The sequence below is a fragment of the Bradyrhizobium sp. 61 genome (genome assembly GCF_023073075.1).
GTDB classification, from domain to species: domain Bacteria; phylum Pseudomonadota; class Alphaproteobacteria; order Rhizobiales; family Xanthobacteraceae; genus Bradyrhizobium; species Bradyrhizobium barranii.
On record NZ_JADPIU010000054.1, the window covers coordinates 35703 to 51328 of the forward strand.

A 15626-nucleotide genomic window follows, 5' to 3' on the forward strand; every position below is an offset into this window, starting at 1 on the left:
GCTCGCCCCTTTGTCTGCTGCGAGGATGGCCGTCCGGAGGTGAAGCAGCCCAAGCGCCGCGGTTTTGGTACGCGCCTGATTACGAAGGCTCTCGATCAATACGGTAAGTGCAACTTCACTTCCGGCCGGCGGGCGTTGCGTGTTCCGTGCTCATCGATTTGGATCGAGATGTGGGCACGTAGCCGAAGCGCAATGCGGCAACAACACTCGCCGCAGGACCGCGGCTACCCACACCGATTACTCCGAGCCGCAAGAACAACACCTACCTGTCGTCTCGCGAAAGGAGTTTCGACATGAAAATGCTTTCCATTCTTTGTATCGCTCTCTCCCGTGGCGCTTCAACCAGCACGGCATTTGCCCGCGCCGGCATGGGATCGCCTTCCATGTCCATGACAGGTATGTCTATGACAGGCGGCGCCTTCGGCACCTTGGACTTGCCGGCCCACTGCTTACGTTTCACCTCGATCATGGGCACGACGGCCATGGCGATACCGACACCGGGCGCTGTTGTGTCGTCTCCACTGGCCAGCCCGGGCCCGTTTACGAGCCTTTTCTCGCCCACAACCGTTTCAGGTGCGCCAGCAACCACTCTGGCTTCACCTCCGCTGGCGCAAGACCCGACACTTCCAGGACGAGCGTGAGTTGCGCGCCGACCGAGGTGGAGCTTTCGCCTTCCGTGGAGAGCGTCACCTCCACAAACACCAGTGTTTCTGTTAGTCCCACTTCGGCGTTGAGCGCCTTGGGCACGATCCCCAGCATGTCAGAGCCGGCCGCGCCGACAAGTTCAAGCCTGTCGCCGACCTTGCCGACGGCCATGCCCGTGACCATGGTGTGCACGGTACCGGCAGCACGACGGGCACGATCGCACCGGCGCCGGTGCTCGGCAGCTCGACCCGGGAAGTTCGTGCACGTCGGCACCTGGAAACACGCTGGCCAATGCTGCGGCCTTGCCGGCCTCCACGCCCGATGTCGCGCTGGGCTCTCCACCCGGAACCATTCAGTCGCCGACGGTCGACGCCGACACGCTCAACACCAGCATCAGCCCCGCGCCGAGCGTGATGCCGACTCGGAACACGGCTGCATGTAGCGAAAGCATTTTCGATGGACCTCGCCAATCCGGCAGCGGCGGATTCCAACACGAGTGGCAGTGCTGCCGCCATGCAGGTCGCGTCGCCGCCTGGAGGAGACTGTTCTCGCTCGAACGAACGTTTTGGGACAGCTCGGTCGGCCGTCTTCCTGCTGATCATCGACGCGCCCGCCGACCGGGACAGGCCTTCAGGTTCGCTAGCGGCCCTGAACGCATGCCGGGTCGATCGCGCATCTGGCGACAAGCTCCTCAGCATATCTGCGGATTGTCGCCATGGTCACAGATGCCGCCCGGCTGTTCCGAAGGCGTCGTGGAATAGGCGTCGACGGGGGGGGGCCGGACATCCAGGGATGGCGGTCGAATTCATCGGCGAAGGGCAAGATGCTCCCAGGATGGGCGTGCTCCACGGCGTGCCGTTTATGCATGGGGTTCTCATATGCACTCGCAGCCGTCGTCAACATCGTGGTGGCGATCAGTGCCGCCGACAAGATCTTCAACATTGTCATCAACCTTCTCCATTCAAACACAAGGAGCATTTACTCTGTGAATGAGGTGCGGATTGATGCGGGAGATCCGAATGCAAGTCTTGCTCACAGCCCGTCAATCCGCTGTGACCCGCTTAGGATACTATCTGATCCGCAGCCGCGTGCTCGCGAGCCCAAATTGGAGACGGCTATTCACCAAGCCGCGCCGCTGATCGGCCTCTCCTCGAGCTCGGAGCACCCGGGGCCGACCGCATCGATTAGCTCGTCTGCGGCCCGCGAACAGAGACCCGGTTTCCTTCGACCAGGTTCAGCATCGGGTTGAGGATCACCTGATCGCCCGGCTTGACTCCCTGGTGCACCTCGACCTACGTGCCAAAATCACGCGCGATCGAGATCTTGTGCATGTGAACCACACCGTTCTCCACGACTGCGACATGCAGGCCATTTCATCGAACACGGCGGCGTCCGCAGGTATCACCATTGACGGCGTCTTGCGTGGAATGAATAGCTCAACAGTGCAATAGATGCCGGCTGAAGCGCACCATCCGGATTGGCCACGTCGATCTCGGTCAGCAGCGTGCGACTGCCGGGCTGCAACGCGGTGGCGATCGGCGTGACCTTTCCTGGAAACGCTCGCCCGGGAAGCTCCGGGACCCGGATGACTGCATCGATACCGGCTGAACACCCAACGCCTCGTCCTGGGGCACGAACACCTGTGTGCGGATGACATCCGCATGCATCAGCGTGAACATGAATGTCGAACCGGCCTGCACCAGGCTGCCGTCATCGATGTTACGCTGGGTTGTCACGCCGTCGAATGGACCCACCACGCGCTGATAGGCCTTGTCCTGCTCCAGAACCTTGATCTGAGGTTGCTGGACCGCGATGTTCGACTTCGCCACTGCCTCCGCCGCCTGCTGCGCGCGCAGTGTCAGGCGGTCATTGTCGCCCTGCTGGGCGGTCAACCATCCCTGCTTGACCAGCCGCTGTCGCGCGCACTGGTGACCTCTGCGAGCTCGCGGCTCGCCTGTGTCTGCTGCAGGCTTCCCCGGCTCTGCGCCAACGTGGCCTGGGCTTTGTAAGGGACAGAAAACGCCGGGATCGTGGGACGATGTCAGATAGACCCAGAACGGACTGCAAATCCGATTGACAAGTCGCCGTAACCAAACATGACGTGACCTCAAGGTCCACCCCCAACATTCCTGAATTGGAGCCTATCAGTCGCAAAGCCAATCTGGGTTGGCAATTCGGGAAAGCCAAGTTTTGCTAGGTCAGCAACCTGATGGCGATGCAGGCGATACGCCCGGCGTTGCCAGATTTTTCGTCATGCTCTCGGCGCAAGCCGACGTATTCGGCGTCGGCACCACGATCATCGTCGGATCGATGCTGGTGCCGGCAAGCTCCGCGACCGTGGATTGAATCGTGCCAAGCGGGGGGCTGCTCGGCACTTCGGGGGTCGAGAGCGGCAAAGCCGCACCATTGGTCGGCGGACCTCCCGGTGTCGAGCTGCATACGGTGGTCGATGAGCTGCCGAGCGGGGACACCGGCGAAATGGTCCCGGTCGTGCTGCCTGTGATTGACGTTGGAATGGTCCCCAACGGGTTCGCGGGCATTTCTGTGGTCGCGTTACCAGTTGTGGACGTGGCAGAGGTAGGCGGTACTGTCGATATGGTCGATGGCGTGGAAACCGATGGCGTCGTTCCGGTTGTGCTGCCAATTGCCAACATGGAAGTAACTGGCACCGACGGAGTTCCAGGCGCGATTTGCCCTGTTGGTGTGGAGCAGATGACGACGGTTCCCGGCGTTGCAGGATCAGAAGCCAGAGGCACCGGCGCCAGCGTCGTGTCAGGAGCGCCCGGCTCGGTCGTCGCCGAAAACGGGCTCGGGCCATAGAGCGGGGACGTCACGATCGTAGCCGGTGTCGATGGAAGGCCCATGGCTGTGGTGCCCATGGTGGAGATCTGCGCCAGGCAGGCGTTGCAGCCTGCTAGCAGGATGGCCGTTGTGAATAGCAAGCGTCGCATCGCAATTCCTTCCTCCGCGGCGGTTTAGCTTGTTTGCGCTTTGCGTACTGTGCGCACCGCGACCTTGCTGCTGTCCGCCAGGTTCACCATCGGATTGAGGATGACCTGATCGCCCGGCTTGACGCCGTCGTGCACTTCGACTTCCGTGCCGAAGTCACGCGCGATCGTGATCTTTTGCAGCCGGGCGGTGCCGTTCTCGACCACCGCGACATGCAGGCCATTCTGATCGAATACAACCGCGTCGGCCGGTACGATCATCGAAGGCGTCCTGCGCGGAATAAATAATTCGACGGTGCAATAAATCCCGGGACTGAGCGCGCCGTCCGGATTGAGAATGTCGATCTCGGTCAGTAGCGTCCGGCTGCCGGGTTGCAACGCGGTAGCGATTCGCGTGACCTTGCCGGGAAAGGTGCGATCCGGAATCTCGGGGACACGGACCACTGCCTCGACGCCGGGCCCAAGCCCGAAAGCCTCGTCTTGGGGAACGAACACCTGGGTCCGGATCACATTGGGGTGCATTAGCGTGAACATGAAGGTCGATCCGGACTGCACCAGGCTCCCGTTGTCTATGTTGCGCTGTGTGATGACGCCGTCGAACGGCGCCACGACGCGCTGGTAGGCCTTCTCCTGCTCGAGTATTCGAATCTGGGCTTCCTGGGCGGCAATATTCGACTGAGCCACTCCCATCGCTGCTTGCTGCGCCTGCAGGGTCAGGCGATCGTTGTCGCCCTGCTGAAGCGTGAGCCATCCCTGCTTGACCAGATTGCTGTCGCGCGCATTGGTGAGCTGGGCGAGATCGCGACTTGCCTGGGTCTGCCGCAATGTCGCCTGATCTTGGGCCAGCGTCGCCTTGGCCTGCGCAATCTGGTGGTCAAGCTCGGGGGCGGTAATGTCCGCCAACGGGGCGCCGGCCTTGACCCTATCACCGATGTCGACGTAGCGCTTTTCAATATAGCCGCTGGTGCGCGCAAAAATATTGGCCGCCTCGAATGCCGTGGTGGTCGCCGGCAAACTGACCGTAATCTTGCTGTCGCTGGCGCGGACCGCCGCGACGCGAACGTTGGGGACAAAAGTCCTGCTCTGTTGTGTGGTGGCCGCGACCTCGAGGCCGGCCTGGTAGTGGCGCAAGCCCCCTATTCCAAGGGCGCCCAGCAATAGCAGCAGCGCGCTTCCGCCGAACAGCACTCCTCCGTAACGACGTCGCCCCTCGCGACCCCCATCGGGCAGCTCGACAACCCGATAGGTTTCCGGATCAACGCGATCCTCGACATTTTCACTTTTCGGCTGCACACGAATCTCGGTCACTCCGGAATCTCCTCGAATACGCCATGGTGAGGCTTTCCATCGTTACCCTTGCGCAGCATGGCGAACAGGTAAGGCACGATCAGCAATGTTGTCGGCGTCGCGAACAGCAGGCCGCCGATCACGGCGCGCGCGAGCGCAGCGTTCTGTTCCTCGCCGGCGCCGCCGATCGCCATCGGGATCATACCGACGATCATCGCGGCCGCCGTCATCAGCACGGGGCGGATTCGGGTGTGACCGGCGCTCAGCGCGGCCTCAAAGGCGGAGTGACCTTTCAACTGCTGCTCGCGCGCGAAGGTCACGAGCAGAATCGAGTTCGCCGAAGCAACGCCGACCGCCATGATCGCCCCCATCAGCGAGGGTACGTTCAATGTGGTACCGGTGATGAACAGCATCGTGACGATGCCGCAGAGCGTCGTCGGCAGGGCCAGGATCACCACGAATGGATCGCCGAAGGTCTGATAGTTCACGACCATCAGCAGATAGACGAAGACCGCGGCGAACAGCAGGCCGATGCCCAGATTCCGGAACGCGGCGTTCATGCTCTGAATCTGGCCAACCACCTGAATTGCATTGCCTGGCTTCAGCTTCTTCTGCAGCTCCTTTGTAACCTTGTTGATGTCGGCCGCCACGCTGCCGAGATCGCGGCCCTGCACACTGGCATAGATGTCAAACACCGGCTGGATATTGGTCTGGTTAGAATTGGTGGCGACCTTGTCCCGCTTGAACGTCGCGACATTGGTGAGCATGCCCGGAACCGTTTGGCCGAGTCTCGTCGCCAGAGACGCGGAAACCGGCGTGTTTCCTAGCGCATTCAGCGAGTTGACTTTGTATTCCGGTGTTTGCACGGCAAGATAATACGGAATCCCCGAGGTCGGATCGGTCCAGAAGTTCGGCGATACCTGCTCCGACGAACTAAGGCTGACATTGATATTGGTGGCCACCGTGCTTGCATTGAGGCCAAGCTGCGCCGCGCGGGTCCGGTCGATGTGGGCGAAGAACGCCGGCGCGTCGACTTCTTGCTGCAGATGGGCGTCGACGATACCGGGTATGGCCGCAAGCCGCTGCCGGAGCTCCCTTGCAACCGAAAGATTGTTCTTGTCGTAGCCCACCGTCCGAACGTCGATCTGAGCCGGCAGTCCGAAGTTCAGAATCTGCGTTACCATATCGGCCGCCTGGAAATAGAATGTGTCCTCCGGGAATGCGGCCGGCAGTACCTCACGCAATTTTTTGACGTAATCAGCGGTCGGCTTGTGGCCCTCCTTGAGCGCCACCTGGATGACACCATCATTGATTCCGATCGTCGAACCGTCGGCGAATGCCAGATTATAGGCTCGCGCCGGCAGTCCGATATTGTCGACGATAAGGGACCGATCGTTTTCCGGAACGATCTCGCGAATCTTGTCCTCAACCGCCTGGACGATCGCCTCGGTGCTTTCGATGCGGGTGCCGGCGGGAGCGCGAACGTGAAGCTGGATCTGGCCACCGTCGATGAGCGGGAAAAAGTCCCGGCCAACGAACACCAACATCACCGCACCGAGACCGAGCATCAACACGGCGACGATCGGCACGATGAATCGCCGGCGAAGCAGAGTCGCCAGGAATGTCGAATATCCGTCACGCAGGCGCTCGAAGCCGCGCTCGAATGCGGCGGAAATCCGCGAGAAAATGCCCCCGGGGGGAGTGCTTTCGTCCGTGTGATGACGTTCGCTCCTGAGCAGCAACCCGATCGTGATCGGAGTCAGGGTCCGCGACAATCCATAGGAAGCCAGCATCGCAAATACGACGGCAAGTCCGAGCGGCGTGAACAAGTACTTGGCCGGTCCGTCGAGGAACACCACCGATGTGAACACGCAACTGATAGCAAGCGTCGAAACCAGCGTCGGGACCGCGATTTCCGCAGCACCGTGCAGGGTCGCGTCGGCAAGCGGCATACCCTCTTCGGTCCATAGACGGTGGGTGTTCTCGATGGTCACGGTCGAATCATCCACCAATATGCCGACCGCCAGCGCAAGACCGCCCAGCGTCATGGTGTTCAGCGTTTCGCCCAGAAAGTACAGCACGATGAGCGACGACAGGATCGCCAGCGGAATCGAAATCATTGCCGCCAGGGTCGACCGCCAGGAGCCTAAGAAAATCAGGATCATCAGCGCGGTGAGAGCAGCCGCGATGGCGCCTTCGCGCAGTACGCCATTGACAGAGTTCGTGACGAACACCGACTGGTCGAACAGTTGGCTGACCTTAAGTCCGGCCGGCGCGGCGGCGCGGATCGCCTGCAGGGCGTTCTTCACGCCGTTGACGACCGCCAGCGTCGAGGCATTGCCGTTCTTGATCACGCTAAGCAAAACCGAGCGGCGGCCATCCTCGCGCACGATGTTCTGTTGTACTAGTGATCCGTCACGGACCTGTGCCACGTCCTTCAAGAGGATGGTGGCGCCGTTGGCGAACTTGACCGGGATCATGTCGAGATCATTGATCGTCGCCGGCGTCGCATTCGTTCGCACCGTATACTGGGTGTCTCCGATCTTCGCCGTTCCCGATGGCAGCGTCAGGTTCTGCGTATTGACTGCGTTCACGATGTCGAGGGGGGTCAGCCCCCGCGACAGCAGCTTGTCCGGGTCGATATCCACCATAATCTGACGATATTTGCCGCCGGCCGGCGTCGGCAGAGTGACGCCAGGTACCGGCGCCAATTGTTGCCGAATGCGGTACATGCCGAAATCGTAAAGCTGTTGCTCGTTCAGGCTGTCCGAACTGAGACTGAGCTGCAGGACCGGGACGCTCGACGCATTGAACTGCACGACAATCGGTGGCTGGATGCCAGGGGGCATCAGAGCGCGAATCGAATTGGTGGCGGAAACGATCTGCGCGATAGCGAGGTCAACATTGACATTCGGCTGAAAGTAGATCTTTTGGATCGACAGACCATTGAGGGTCTGCGCTTCCATGTTCTTGATGCCGTTGACGCTAGAGCTGATGGAATATTGGCTGTAGGTGGTGACGCGCTGCTCCATTTCCGGCGTGGTGAGACCGGTGTATTGCCAAATGACCGTCACCACGGGGATGCGGATTTCTGGAAAGATATCCGTCGGCATTGACTTGACGGCGGCGACGCCAAGAAACACAATCAGCGCTGCCAACACATAGAAGGTGTGCGGAAATCGGAGAGCGAAACGAACGATGCCCATTATCTTTCCTTGCTGCGTGCCCGGTTATTCCATTTGCCAACCGGCTGCGTCCGCTATTTTGATTGTACCTGCACAACCGGACCGAGCATGTCGGCATGCCACTCTGTCGGGTAAAGGCGCGTGAGGAACAAGATCATATTTTACCTCCGAGATAGCTGGCCGTTGCGTGCGCAGACTCTTCGATGTCCGTGCCTGTCTCGTTTTCGAAATATCTTCGTGCAAGGTTCATCCAACAAAGCTCTCATCAGAGCAGCGAAAGCTCCGGTTACCCGAAACATGACCGCCATGCGCAACGATCCCAATTAAACTCCAATTTATGTTTCTGAATTGATCCCAGTCATCAATGTACGCATGTCGGCGGCCAAAACGAGATAGACACCCTCTCATCCACTCACGCGGGATTGGAACAAACAACTCCTCAGCAGCAGGCGCCGCTGCAAGCGCGGTTCGATGGGATGTCAGACGGGCTGGACGCAAATATCAGCCTCCGAAAGCAACGGATCTTCGCCGGCTTGCGCACGTAGGCGCCCGCTACGTTTGGGCGATTAATCGCGCGGGCACGACCGCCCTCCAGCGCCGGAGCATTTACTCCTCCCACCAGCGCAGCACTGGCAATTCGATGGGCGGGGCTTCGGTAGGCGCGCTGCGCTTACCTGTGTCCCGATAGACGCACTTATTTCTTGACGAAGAGTTCGCCGATGGACGCTATCGACGTTGGATGGGCTGCCGCCCGTTGTTCGATTTCTGCGATCTCCACATAGTACGTGGCCATCCTCAGCAAGCGCTGACGCGTTCTTGGGTCGTCTTCGTGGTCAGCAAGTTCGGTCAATTCGGAAGCGCGTCGGGTCAGGTCTGATGGATCTATCATGTTTAGGTACCTCGCGGCTCGTGACCGTGACTTCCGCAGGCCATCTCATGCCGCGCGCTTTATTGCCACGCTGCATCGCCAATGTTGCGCTGGGTTGGCCATCCACGAAGGGCAAAGCGGTTCACGTCAGCGGTATATTTGATCGCGCTGCGTCATGGCAATTCTGACTTGGTCTCCATCGTCGTACGGGCAGCGGCGAACCAAGCGTCGCCAGCCGCGCAGCAATCCGTGCAAAACTTAAATTCGGGAGTTACGATGTTTTGACCCGTGGCCGACGCTGAAACGTGCGAAGTTATAGCGGACGGTCTCCCATGGTCAGCCTTTGACCCCGAGCGAAACGGGTCAGTCGCTCGTCCTGTGTTCTGGTTCACCTTGTGACTCTCATTCACCGATATGGATGGTGGCGACCATAATAGCCGAGGAAGGTGTCCGGTGCGGAGTCGTAAGAGTGGTAGCGCTGGGCGCGGAATGTGGGACTAGCGCGGCCCATTCCCGCATAAGCACTGTTTGCCGCATAAACACTGGCCGCGCCACCAGGTAGCTCCGAGCCCATAGCAGAGATGCGCCTAATTTAGCCGGGCCGATCCATTCTCTGCGCAGCTTTTTCAGCATACACGGGGGTTATCGCCGACGTCGCAATTTTCCCCGTCCGGGGGGCGCCGTAGAAAATGCACCGATGCGCGGTGCTGTAATGCCGACACGGCCGTCATTATAGCGGGCGGTCGGGGAGGCGTTCGCATTGGCGTCCTCTGCGAGGTGCCGCGAGGTTACATGGCTCGTGCGAGCCATGGCGGGCGTTGCGAGCATGGCGGCAGCGATCAATCCGGCCGAAAAGAGCTTGATTGTGGTCATTGAACTTCTCCTTTGGATGCAGCAAGCCAAAGTCGTTTGGCTTCTCCAAGTGACATGTGGGCAGATACGAATTTCTGAACGCAACACTAGCTCACAATCGTTCAACGCGCCGTGAGCCTCTTGCACGATGATCAGCCACTCGATTGAGAGACGGCCAGAATGACTGGCTCGAATTTTGGAGCTATGGACCGCGTTTTGGAATGCGCACGAGTTGCCGATCAGCGTCGCTGAGTCGTTTTGCATCGGCCACGGATTGGCAGACAATCCTCTTTCTCACGCGTTATCATTATGCGATGCGCGAACTCGCGCTATCTTGAAAAGACGTGAGAAAGTTTTGGCTGTGAGGACTCGTAACCCTTCCCACTTCGATAGCGAGGCCAAAACGTTGGTCTCTCGTATCCAATGGAGAAACTGAAATGACCAAATTTAAGCTCTTATCGGCGGGATTGATCACCGCCGCTATGCTGGCAAGTCCGGCCATGGCTCGCGAGAATCATATCACTTCGCACCGGGATAACGTCGACGTTGCTGCCACTGGGCATTACGCTGACGGACGCGTCTGTCAACTAGCTCCCCGCGTCGGCTCATTTGCGGGCGAGCCCTGGGACAACGGCCCGCCTTGTGAACCCGAGACAGGTTTCTGATCTGTCCTGATCGCAGAGCGCCGGCGCAACAACGAAGCAGACTGATGTTGTGTGGGCCCGAGGCCGGCAGCCGCGACCGCGAAAATGTTGGGCCGGAGAACAATGCTCCGGCCCGACTTCTTGCATGAACATCACTTCTGCATTGGCCCAGGTGCGACGCCACTCCCAGCAAACATGAAGGTTTTTATAATCGATTTCATCCACGTCAGATCTCACTTCAATGAAGGCAACTGATGATGGAGGTTCAATATGAAATCGATTCCAATACTCGTACTCGTCTCGGCAACTGCGCTGTCCGCACTTGCCTTGTCCGGCTCCGCCGCGACGGCGGGGCCCATTGTCCCGCCCGGACACTACTGCATATCCTATGACGAAGGCGGCACGGATTGCAGCTTCACGAGCTATGCACAGTGCCTGGAGACCGCGTCTGGAATTGCCGCGGAATGCTATGGCAAGACCGCTGGCGACGACGAAAATGATCGGGCTTATATCCCGCATTGGTAGCGGTCCTATTTTCCGACACCGCTTCACAAGAGAAGGAACGTCACGATGAGACGAATTATGACAATGCTGGTGACCACCATGCTCGCCGCAAGCATGCTTGCGGCTAGAGCAGAAGCGCGTGGTGGCGGTGCCCACATCGGCGGCTTCGGGGGCGGCCGCGTCAGCTTCGGTGACCACGTGGCCGACGGCTCCGGCTTCCGTCACTCCGCAACGCACCGTTTCGGGGGTATCTGGCCTGGCTATGGTGGCCTGTTTGACTATGGCCTGGACTGTTACAATCCCCACTACCACTATCCGCCATATCACCGGCCGCCCTACTGCGGTTGATCCTCTGGTGCAGCGGGCTTTGACGGCGCAGATTCGAAAGTCGGTGCTTGAGTGATCCGTCGTCCCTCCGGTACTTCGGCATGGGAAATCCACGTCAACTGCTTAAGCGCGATAACTCGCGGGTGAAAGCACAGTGGCGAACTCGTCGCGACCGATTCAGCCGCTTTCCTTGCGCTTTCCTTGCGCTTTCCTTGGCGTGTTCGGCACGACCGAAAGCGCGCCGAAGCAATATCCCTTCACCCCCCGGCATAGGTTACTGCTGTCACCTGCCAAAATGATGCCGGCCCGAACGATTTCGCGCCGGAGTTTTTGGCTGAAATTTGTTAGGCTTCATCCGCTGGCGTTGCGTGCAGTACAACGAACCACCGCGAGTTAATCATGCTCAGCGTGTCATCCGGCGCGGTCTCTCCCCAAGTTCAGTCGCTCCGCGCGGCCTGATGCTTACGATAGACCTACCAGCTGTCTGTTTGCGAGGCGAACAGCGGATTGGGGATCGTGCGTCGGCAGATATACCGTCGGATGGACTTGGGCGAAAACTCTAATCGAGTCCAACGTTGCGCAGGAAATGCCCTCGTGCGCACTGACGCCGTCCACCCTGCCGGCGAGCATCAGGCGCTCATTGTAGGAGGTATCGCCAGCAAGAAAATGCGTTGTGCCGTCCTCCTGGCGTACTAGTACGGAGGCATGATCCGCAGTGTGACCTGGAGTGGCCACCGCGACAATGTCCCCAGCATGTGTCAATCGTCGGCTGCGAGCGAAGGGCCCAAACGGTTCCGCGGCGAGTTCAAGCGCTGTTGGATCAAACCAGGAGGGCCAACGATGAGGAAGGTATCCGCGTATTCGCCCCGCCCATCCACTTGCCGTGCGAAGTTCGCCGGAGGCAACAAGGATTTCACTATTTTGGAAATGTGCCAGGCCGCCATCATGGTCCATGTGCAAATGAGTGAGAACGACCTTTTTTACATCACGTGGTCCAATGCCCAGCGCACGCAATTGCGGACCGATTTCTTCTTCCCTATCGATTCGAAAAACGACGTCCCATCTGGCAAAGGGATGATACGACGCTCCGGTTTCGAGCAAATGCGCTCCCTGGCCAGTATCGACTACGATAACGCCTTCCTTGTGCTCGATCGCCCAAGCGTATGTCGGCAACCACTCGGTCCAGTTCCGGTCGGTGAAAATGGCAAGCCGTCGTGCCAACCCGTGTCCGTGTCCTTCGACCTGCGCACGTTTTATTTTAACGAAGCCGGTTTGGATTGCATGAATACGCATGGCTGCTTCCGTCCTCCGTGTCATCAAAAAAATTGTCCGATGTGATTTGACGTGGCTTCTGTTTCGTTCTGTATCATTGTGCTTCCAGCGCTTCATGGATGGGAAACCGCGCCAAGAACCAGGTGATCCCTATCAAATCTGCCGTCCCTCCCGGACTTAAGTGGCGCGCGATCAGCGCATCATCAAACGCGGCCATCTTGCGCAATCCGTCCGGCGCCAGAACGCCACCCTCCTCGAGGAGCCTTCTGGCGTAGGCGCGGACATAGTCCCGGCCGGCGCCACCGCCGCGTGACAGAAGATTGGTGTCATTATTGACGGCGAGCAGATTCAATAGCACTTGCAGGAGCATCAGCTCCTCGTTGATACCGCTCGACCGCAATTGGTCGTAGACCGGTAGCGCGGCCTCGCGCACCGTCGCATATCCCGAAGCGGCCTCGCCCCTTGCGCCGACGACCCCATAGCGCCGGAAGACGCGTTCGCCCGCCGTACGCGCCTCTCCCCTGGCCTTCAGCTCGCGATCCACTAGCCCGACGCAGATGCTGGCAACCTCATCGCACAGACGCTCGCGCGTTATGGAGATCCCACGCCCTAAAAGACGACCAGCCCCGAAACAGAGCAAGCCAAGCGAAAAGATGCCGCCCTTGTGCGTGTTAACGCCGTCGGTCGCCCGCAGCATCGCTTGTTCGCAGAGCACGCCGACCGGACGTACCAGCGAGAGCGATGCACTCGCGGCGATATAGGCACAAGAATTACCGATCTCCACAAAACGCGGCCACCAAGGTGCAATGGCGCGCGCGCTGGCCAGGAACGTGTGCATGTCCATGTCATGGTGAGCGCCGCAATTTCGTCGATCGACCAATCCGGGTTTGGGCGTGAGCATCAACTCTGTGAGCAATGCCCGATCCGCGTACGCGGCGAGCGCGCTGGCAGTCCTCTCCAGAGGCTCGTACCCCGCCGATGATGTCAGCGGACTAATTGACTGAGCGCAGATCATAGTCATGAACGATCCTGGCTATCGTGCTCAGTAGTTCTTCGAGCGGATGCAAGCGCGAGCGGCCGCAGGCATGGGCAGGCTGCCCGCATAACAGGCAGCGGCGCGGCGAAAAGCTCAGCTCCCGACGGGACAGCGGGCCACTTCCAGGCGCGATAACGTCGAGATCCCAAAGACGCCCGATCGGGTGACAGTCTTCCAGAGCGGCGGTGACCGACTTGACGATCCGCGCTTCCGCATCAATGACGTAGAGCGCTTCGGGACCGGTCTCCCGCCACAAGACCTCGCGCGACAATACGTGCCACCCGCGCTTATCTGAGATGGCCTCCAACTGCTTGAGCGCCTCGCTCAGTACCCGTCGGGGCAACCAGCCATCCTTCACCGGGCCGGGCATCACCACAGTCATGGATACGAGCGGTTTGCTAAAGCACGCCAAGGCAGCGGCTTGACGCGCGGCTCGCTGCTCTCGAGCCGCCAGCATCTGTTCGAGGCTGACGGCGCGCGCGACGGCGGTCTCGGCCAGCGCACACATGATCAGTGCCTCACCTGCCGCACGACATCGATCACGCTACCGTCACGATAGCGGATGACACCGACAACGCGTTCGGTGAATTCGAGGGGCTCGGGCTCGCCCGTTAGCGCCACAGCTTTCTGGCGCAGCTCCGCGATTTTCATGACGGGCAAGCGGGCGTCACGCAGCCGCTGCTCGACTTCCGGACGCTTGGGGTTGACTGCGATGCCATGATCGGTCACCAGGACGTCGACCGATTCACCTGGTGTCAGAAGCGTGGTGACCCGGCGCACCACCGTCGGGATACGACTGCGCACGAGTGGGGCAACGACGATGGTCAAATCGGCCGCCGCCGCGACGTCGCAGTGTCCTCCGGATGCGCCGCGCATCACGCCGTCGGAGCCGGTGATCACATTGACGTTGAAGTCGAGATCGATCTCCAGCGCACTTAGAATGACTACGTTTACCCGGTCGACGTAAGCCGCTTTCGATGTGGGATTCGCATATTCATTGGCCGAGATCTCGATGTGCGCACTCGAGGTACGCAGCGATTCCGCGGCATCGGCGTCGAATGACTGGACATCGACGAGCGCCCTGATCAATCCCTTCTTGTGCAACTCGGCAATGCTCCCGGTGATCCCGCCCAGTGCAAAGCTGGCCTTGATGTCCCTGCCCGTCATGCGTTCTTCGAGAAAGCGGGTGGCGGCGGTGGATGATGCTCCAGAGCCAGTCTGAAGGGAAAAACCATCCTTGAAGTAACCGGAGTGCTCGATGACGTCCGCGGCGTGGCGAGCGATTAGCAGGTCCCGCGGATTGTTTGTGACGCGTGCCGCGCCGACGCTGATCAGCGCGGGATCTCCGACCTGATCGAGCTTGACGATGAGATCGACCCGATCCTGCGAGATGCTCGCCGGATGATTCGGGAACTCGACCAATTCCTGGGTCAGCAGCACGACTTGTCGAGCATATTCGGCGTCGACCTTCGCATAGCCGAGCGAACCGCAGCTCAAGCTTCCGTGCGAGCCATTGGCGTTGCCGAACTCGTCGCAGCAGGCCACGCCCAGGAACGCAACATCGATCTTCAGCTCTCCCGTCTGCAGCAGGTGAACCCGGCCGCCATGCGAGTGAATCTGTACCGGCCGCTTCATCAGCCCATTCGAAACCGCTTCGGCAAGCCGGCCGCGCATCCCGGACGTATAGATTTCTGTGATGACGCCGTTCTTGATGTGCTCCACCAGAGGGTCGTGGCAATTCAGAAGCGAGCTCGAGGCGAGTGTGAGGTTCTTGAAGCCGAGCCGGGCCAGAGTCTCGACAACCTTGTTCACCACCTTGTCGCCTTCCCTGAAGGCGTGATGGAACGAGATTGTCATCCCGTCCTTGAGTCCAGATCGCTGGATGGATTCTTCGAGCGAGCCGCAGAGCTTGCGGTGCAACTTGGTGTCGAGGGCTGAGAGATAGGGAGTCTGGGCGTTCGCTCCTGCAAACGGCGCCAATTTCGCGAGCGAGGCGTCCTGTGTAGCCAGGTTCTTTGATGCGGTGTTCATGACATCGTCCTTCGTATTATTGTGGTT

At 59.9% G+C, this 15626-nt stretch carries 13 protein-coding genes; 3 read left to right on the forward strand and 10 right to left on the reverse strand.

Annotated elements, in window-relative coordinates; translation table 11 throughout:
- Window positions 1-262: 262 nt before the first annotated feature.
- The 3 genes from IVB46_RS19475 to IVB46_RS45100 all read right to left on the reverse strand — a co-directional run bounded on the left by IVB46_RS19475 (window position 263) and on the right by IVB46_RS45100 (window position 2328).
- Window positions 263-484: a hypothetical protein gene (locus IVB46_RS19475; RefSeq protein WP_247314011.1), complete on the reverse strand. Its 222-nt coding sequence runs from the start codon at window positions 482-484 to the stop codon at window positions 263-265.
- 56 nt (window positions 485-540) lie between these two features.
- Window positions 541-816 (reverse strand): hypothetical protein, encoded by a 276-nt coding sequence (locus tag IVB46_RS19480; RefSeq protein ID WP_247314009.1) that lies wholly within the window; start codon window positions 814-816, stop codon window positions 541-543.
- 1230 nt (window positions 817-2046) lie between these two features.
- Entirely contained in the window at window positions 2047-2328 is a 282-nt protein-coding gene (locus tag IVB46_RS45100) for an efflux RND transporter periplasmic adaptor subunit (protein WP_346016135.1), read from the reverse strand.
- Window positions 2329-3087: 759 nt separating this feature from the next.
- Between IVB46_RS45100 and IVB46_RS19495 the strand changes: the two genes are divergently transcribed.
- Entirely contained in the window at window positions 3088-3465 is a 378-nt protein-coding gene (locus IVB46_RS19495) for a hypothetical protein (protein WP_247314002.1), read from the forward strand.
- Window positions 3466-3620: 155 nt separating this feature from the next.
- Here the strand turns inward: IVB46_RS19495 and IVB46_RS19500 are convergent, their stop codons facing one another.
- From IVB46_RS19500 to IVB46_RS19510, 3 genes are all read right to left on the reverse strand, one after another.
- A complete protein-coding gene (locus tag IVB46_RS19500) occupies window positions 3621-4901 on the reverse strand; it encodes an efflux RND transporter periplasmic adaptor subunit (RefSeq protein ID WP_247313999.1) in 1281 nt (426 codons plus the stop codon).
- On the reverse strand, window positions 4898-8086 hold the full coding sequence (locus IVB46_RS19505; protein WP_247343284.1) for an efflux RND transporter permease subunit: 3189 nt from the start codon (window positions 8084-8086) through the stop codon (window positions 4898-4900). The genes IVB46_RS19500 and IVB46_RS19505 overlap by 4 nt, the downstream gene beginning before the upstream one ends.
- Window positions 8087-9575: 1489 nt before the next feature.
- Window positions 9576-9806 (reverse strand): hypothetical protein, encoded by a 231-nt coding sequence (locus tag IVB46_RS19510; RefSeq protein ID WP_247343287.1) that lies wholly within the window; start codon window positions 9804-9806, stop codon window positions 9576-9578.
- 893 nt (window positions 9807-10699) lie between these two features.
- Between IVB46_RS19510 and IVB46_RS19520 the strand changes: the two genes are divergently transcribed.
- Both IVB46_RS19520 and IVB46_RS19525 read left to right on the forward strand, forming a co-directional pair.
- Window positions 10700-10954: a DUF3551 domain-containing protein gene (locus tag IVB46_RS19520; RefSeq protein ID WP_247313991.1), complete on the forward strand. Its 255-nt coding sequence runs from the start codon at window positions 10700-10702 to the stop codon at window positions 10952-10954.
- Between the two features lie 45 nt (window positions 10955-10999).
- The gene (locus IVB46_RS19525; protein WP_247343290.1) at window positions 11000-11281 is read left to right on the forward strand and encodes a hypothetical protein; all 282 of its coding nucleotides are present in this window, start codon (window positions 11000-11002) and stop codon (window positions 11279-11281) included.
- Window positions 11282-11722: 441 nt separating this feature from the next.
- Here IVB46_RS19525 and IVB46_RS19530 read toward each other — a convergent pair whose 3' ends face one another.
- The 4 genes from IVB46_RS19530 to citF all read right to left on the reverse strand — a co-directional run bounded on the left by IVB46_RS19530 (window position 11723) and on the right by citF (window position 15599).
- On the reverse strand, window positions 11723-12553 hold the full coding sequence (locus tag IVB46_RS19530) for an N-acyl homoserine lactonase family protein (protein WP_247343293.1): 831 nt from the start codon (window positions 12551-12553) through the stop codon (window positions 11723-11725).
- Between the two features lie 73 nt (window positions 12554-12626).
- The gene (citG, locus tag IVB46_RS19535) at window positions 12627-13553 is read right to left on the reverse strand and encodes a triphosphoribosyl-dephospho-CoA synthase CitG (RefSeq protein ID WP_247343296.1); all 927 of its coding nucleotides are present in this window, start codon (window positions 13551-13553) and stop codon (window positions 12627-12629) included.
- A complete protein-coding gene (citX, locus tag IVB46_RS19540) occupies window positions 13525-14076 on the reverse strand; it encodes a citrate lyase holo-[acyl-carrier protein] synthase (protein ID WP_247313984.1) in 552 nt (183 codons plus the stop codon). Before citX ends, citG begins: the two co-directional genes overlap by 29 nt.
- Before the next feature lie 2 nt (window positions 14077-14078).
- On the reverse strand, window positions 14079-15599 hold the full coding sequence (citF, locus tag IVB46_RS19545; protein WP_247313982.1) for a citrate lyase subunit alpha: 1521 nt from the start codon (window positions 15597-15599) through the stop codon (window positions 14079-14081).
- Between the last annotated feature and the right edge of the window lie 27 nt (window positions 15600-15626).

What these genes read in the sequence shown, in the direction of transcription:
- IVB46_RS19525 (WP_247343290.1), top strand. Translation starts at nt 11,000, where the DNA reads ATGAGACGAATTATGACAATGCTGGTGACCACCATGCTCGCCGCAAGC.
- IVB46_RS19505 (WP_247343284.1), bottom strand. Translation starts at nt 8,086, where the DNA reads ATGGGCATCGTTCGTTTCGCTCTCCGATTTCCGCACACCTTCTATGTG.
- IVB46_RS19480 (WP_247314009.1), bottom strand. Translation starts at nt 816, where the DNA reads ATGGCCGTCGGCAAGGTCGGCGACAGGCTTGAACTTGTCGGCGCGGCC.
- IVB46_RS19475 (WP_247314011.1), bottom strand. Translation starts at nt 484, where the DNA reads ATGGCCGTCGTGCCCATGATCGAGGTGAAACGTAAGCAGTGGGCCGGC.
- IVB46_RS19510 (WP_247343287.1), bottom strand. Translation starts at nt 9,806, where the DNA reads ATGACCACAATCAAGCTCTTTTCGGCCGGATTGATCGCTGCCGCCATG.
- IVB46_RS19530 (WP_247343293.1), bottom strand. Translation starts at nt 12,553, where the DNA reads ATGCGTATTCATGCAATCCAAACCGGCTTCGTTAAAATAAAACGTGCG.
- citF (WP_247313982.1), bottom strand. Translation starts at nt 15,599, where the DNA reads ATGAACACCGCATCAAAGAACCTGGCTACACAGGACGCCTCGCTCGCG.
- citX (WP_247313984.1), bottom strand. Translation starts at nt 14,076, where the DNA reads ATGTGTGCGCTGGCCGAGACCGCCGTCGCGCGCGCCGTCAGCCTCGAA.
- citG (WP_247343296.1), bottom strand. Translation starts at nt 13,553, where the DNA reads ATGACTATGATCTGCGCTCAGTCAATTAGTCCGCTGACATCATCGGCG.
- IVB46_RS19520 (WP_247313991.1), top strand. Translation starts at nt 10,700, where the DNA reads ATGAAATCGATTCCAATACTCGTACTCGTCTCGGCAACTGCGCTGTCC.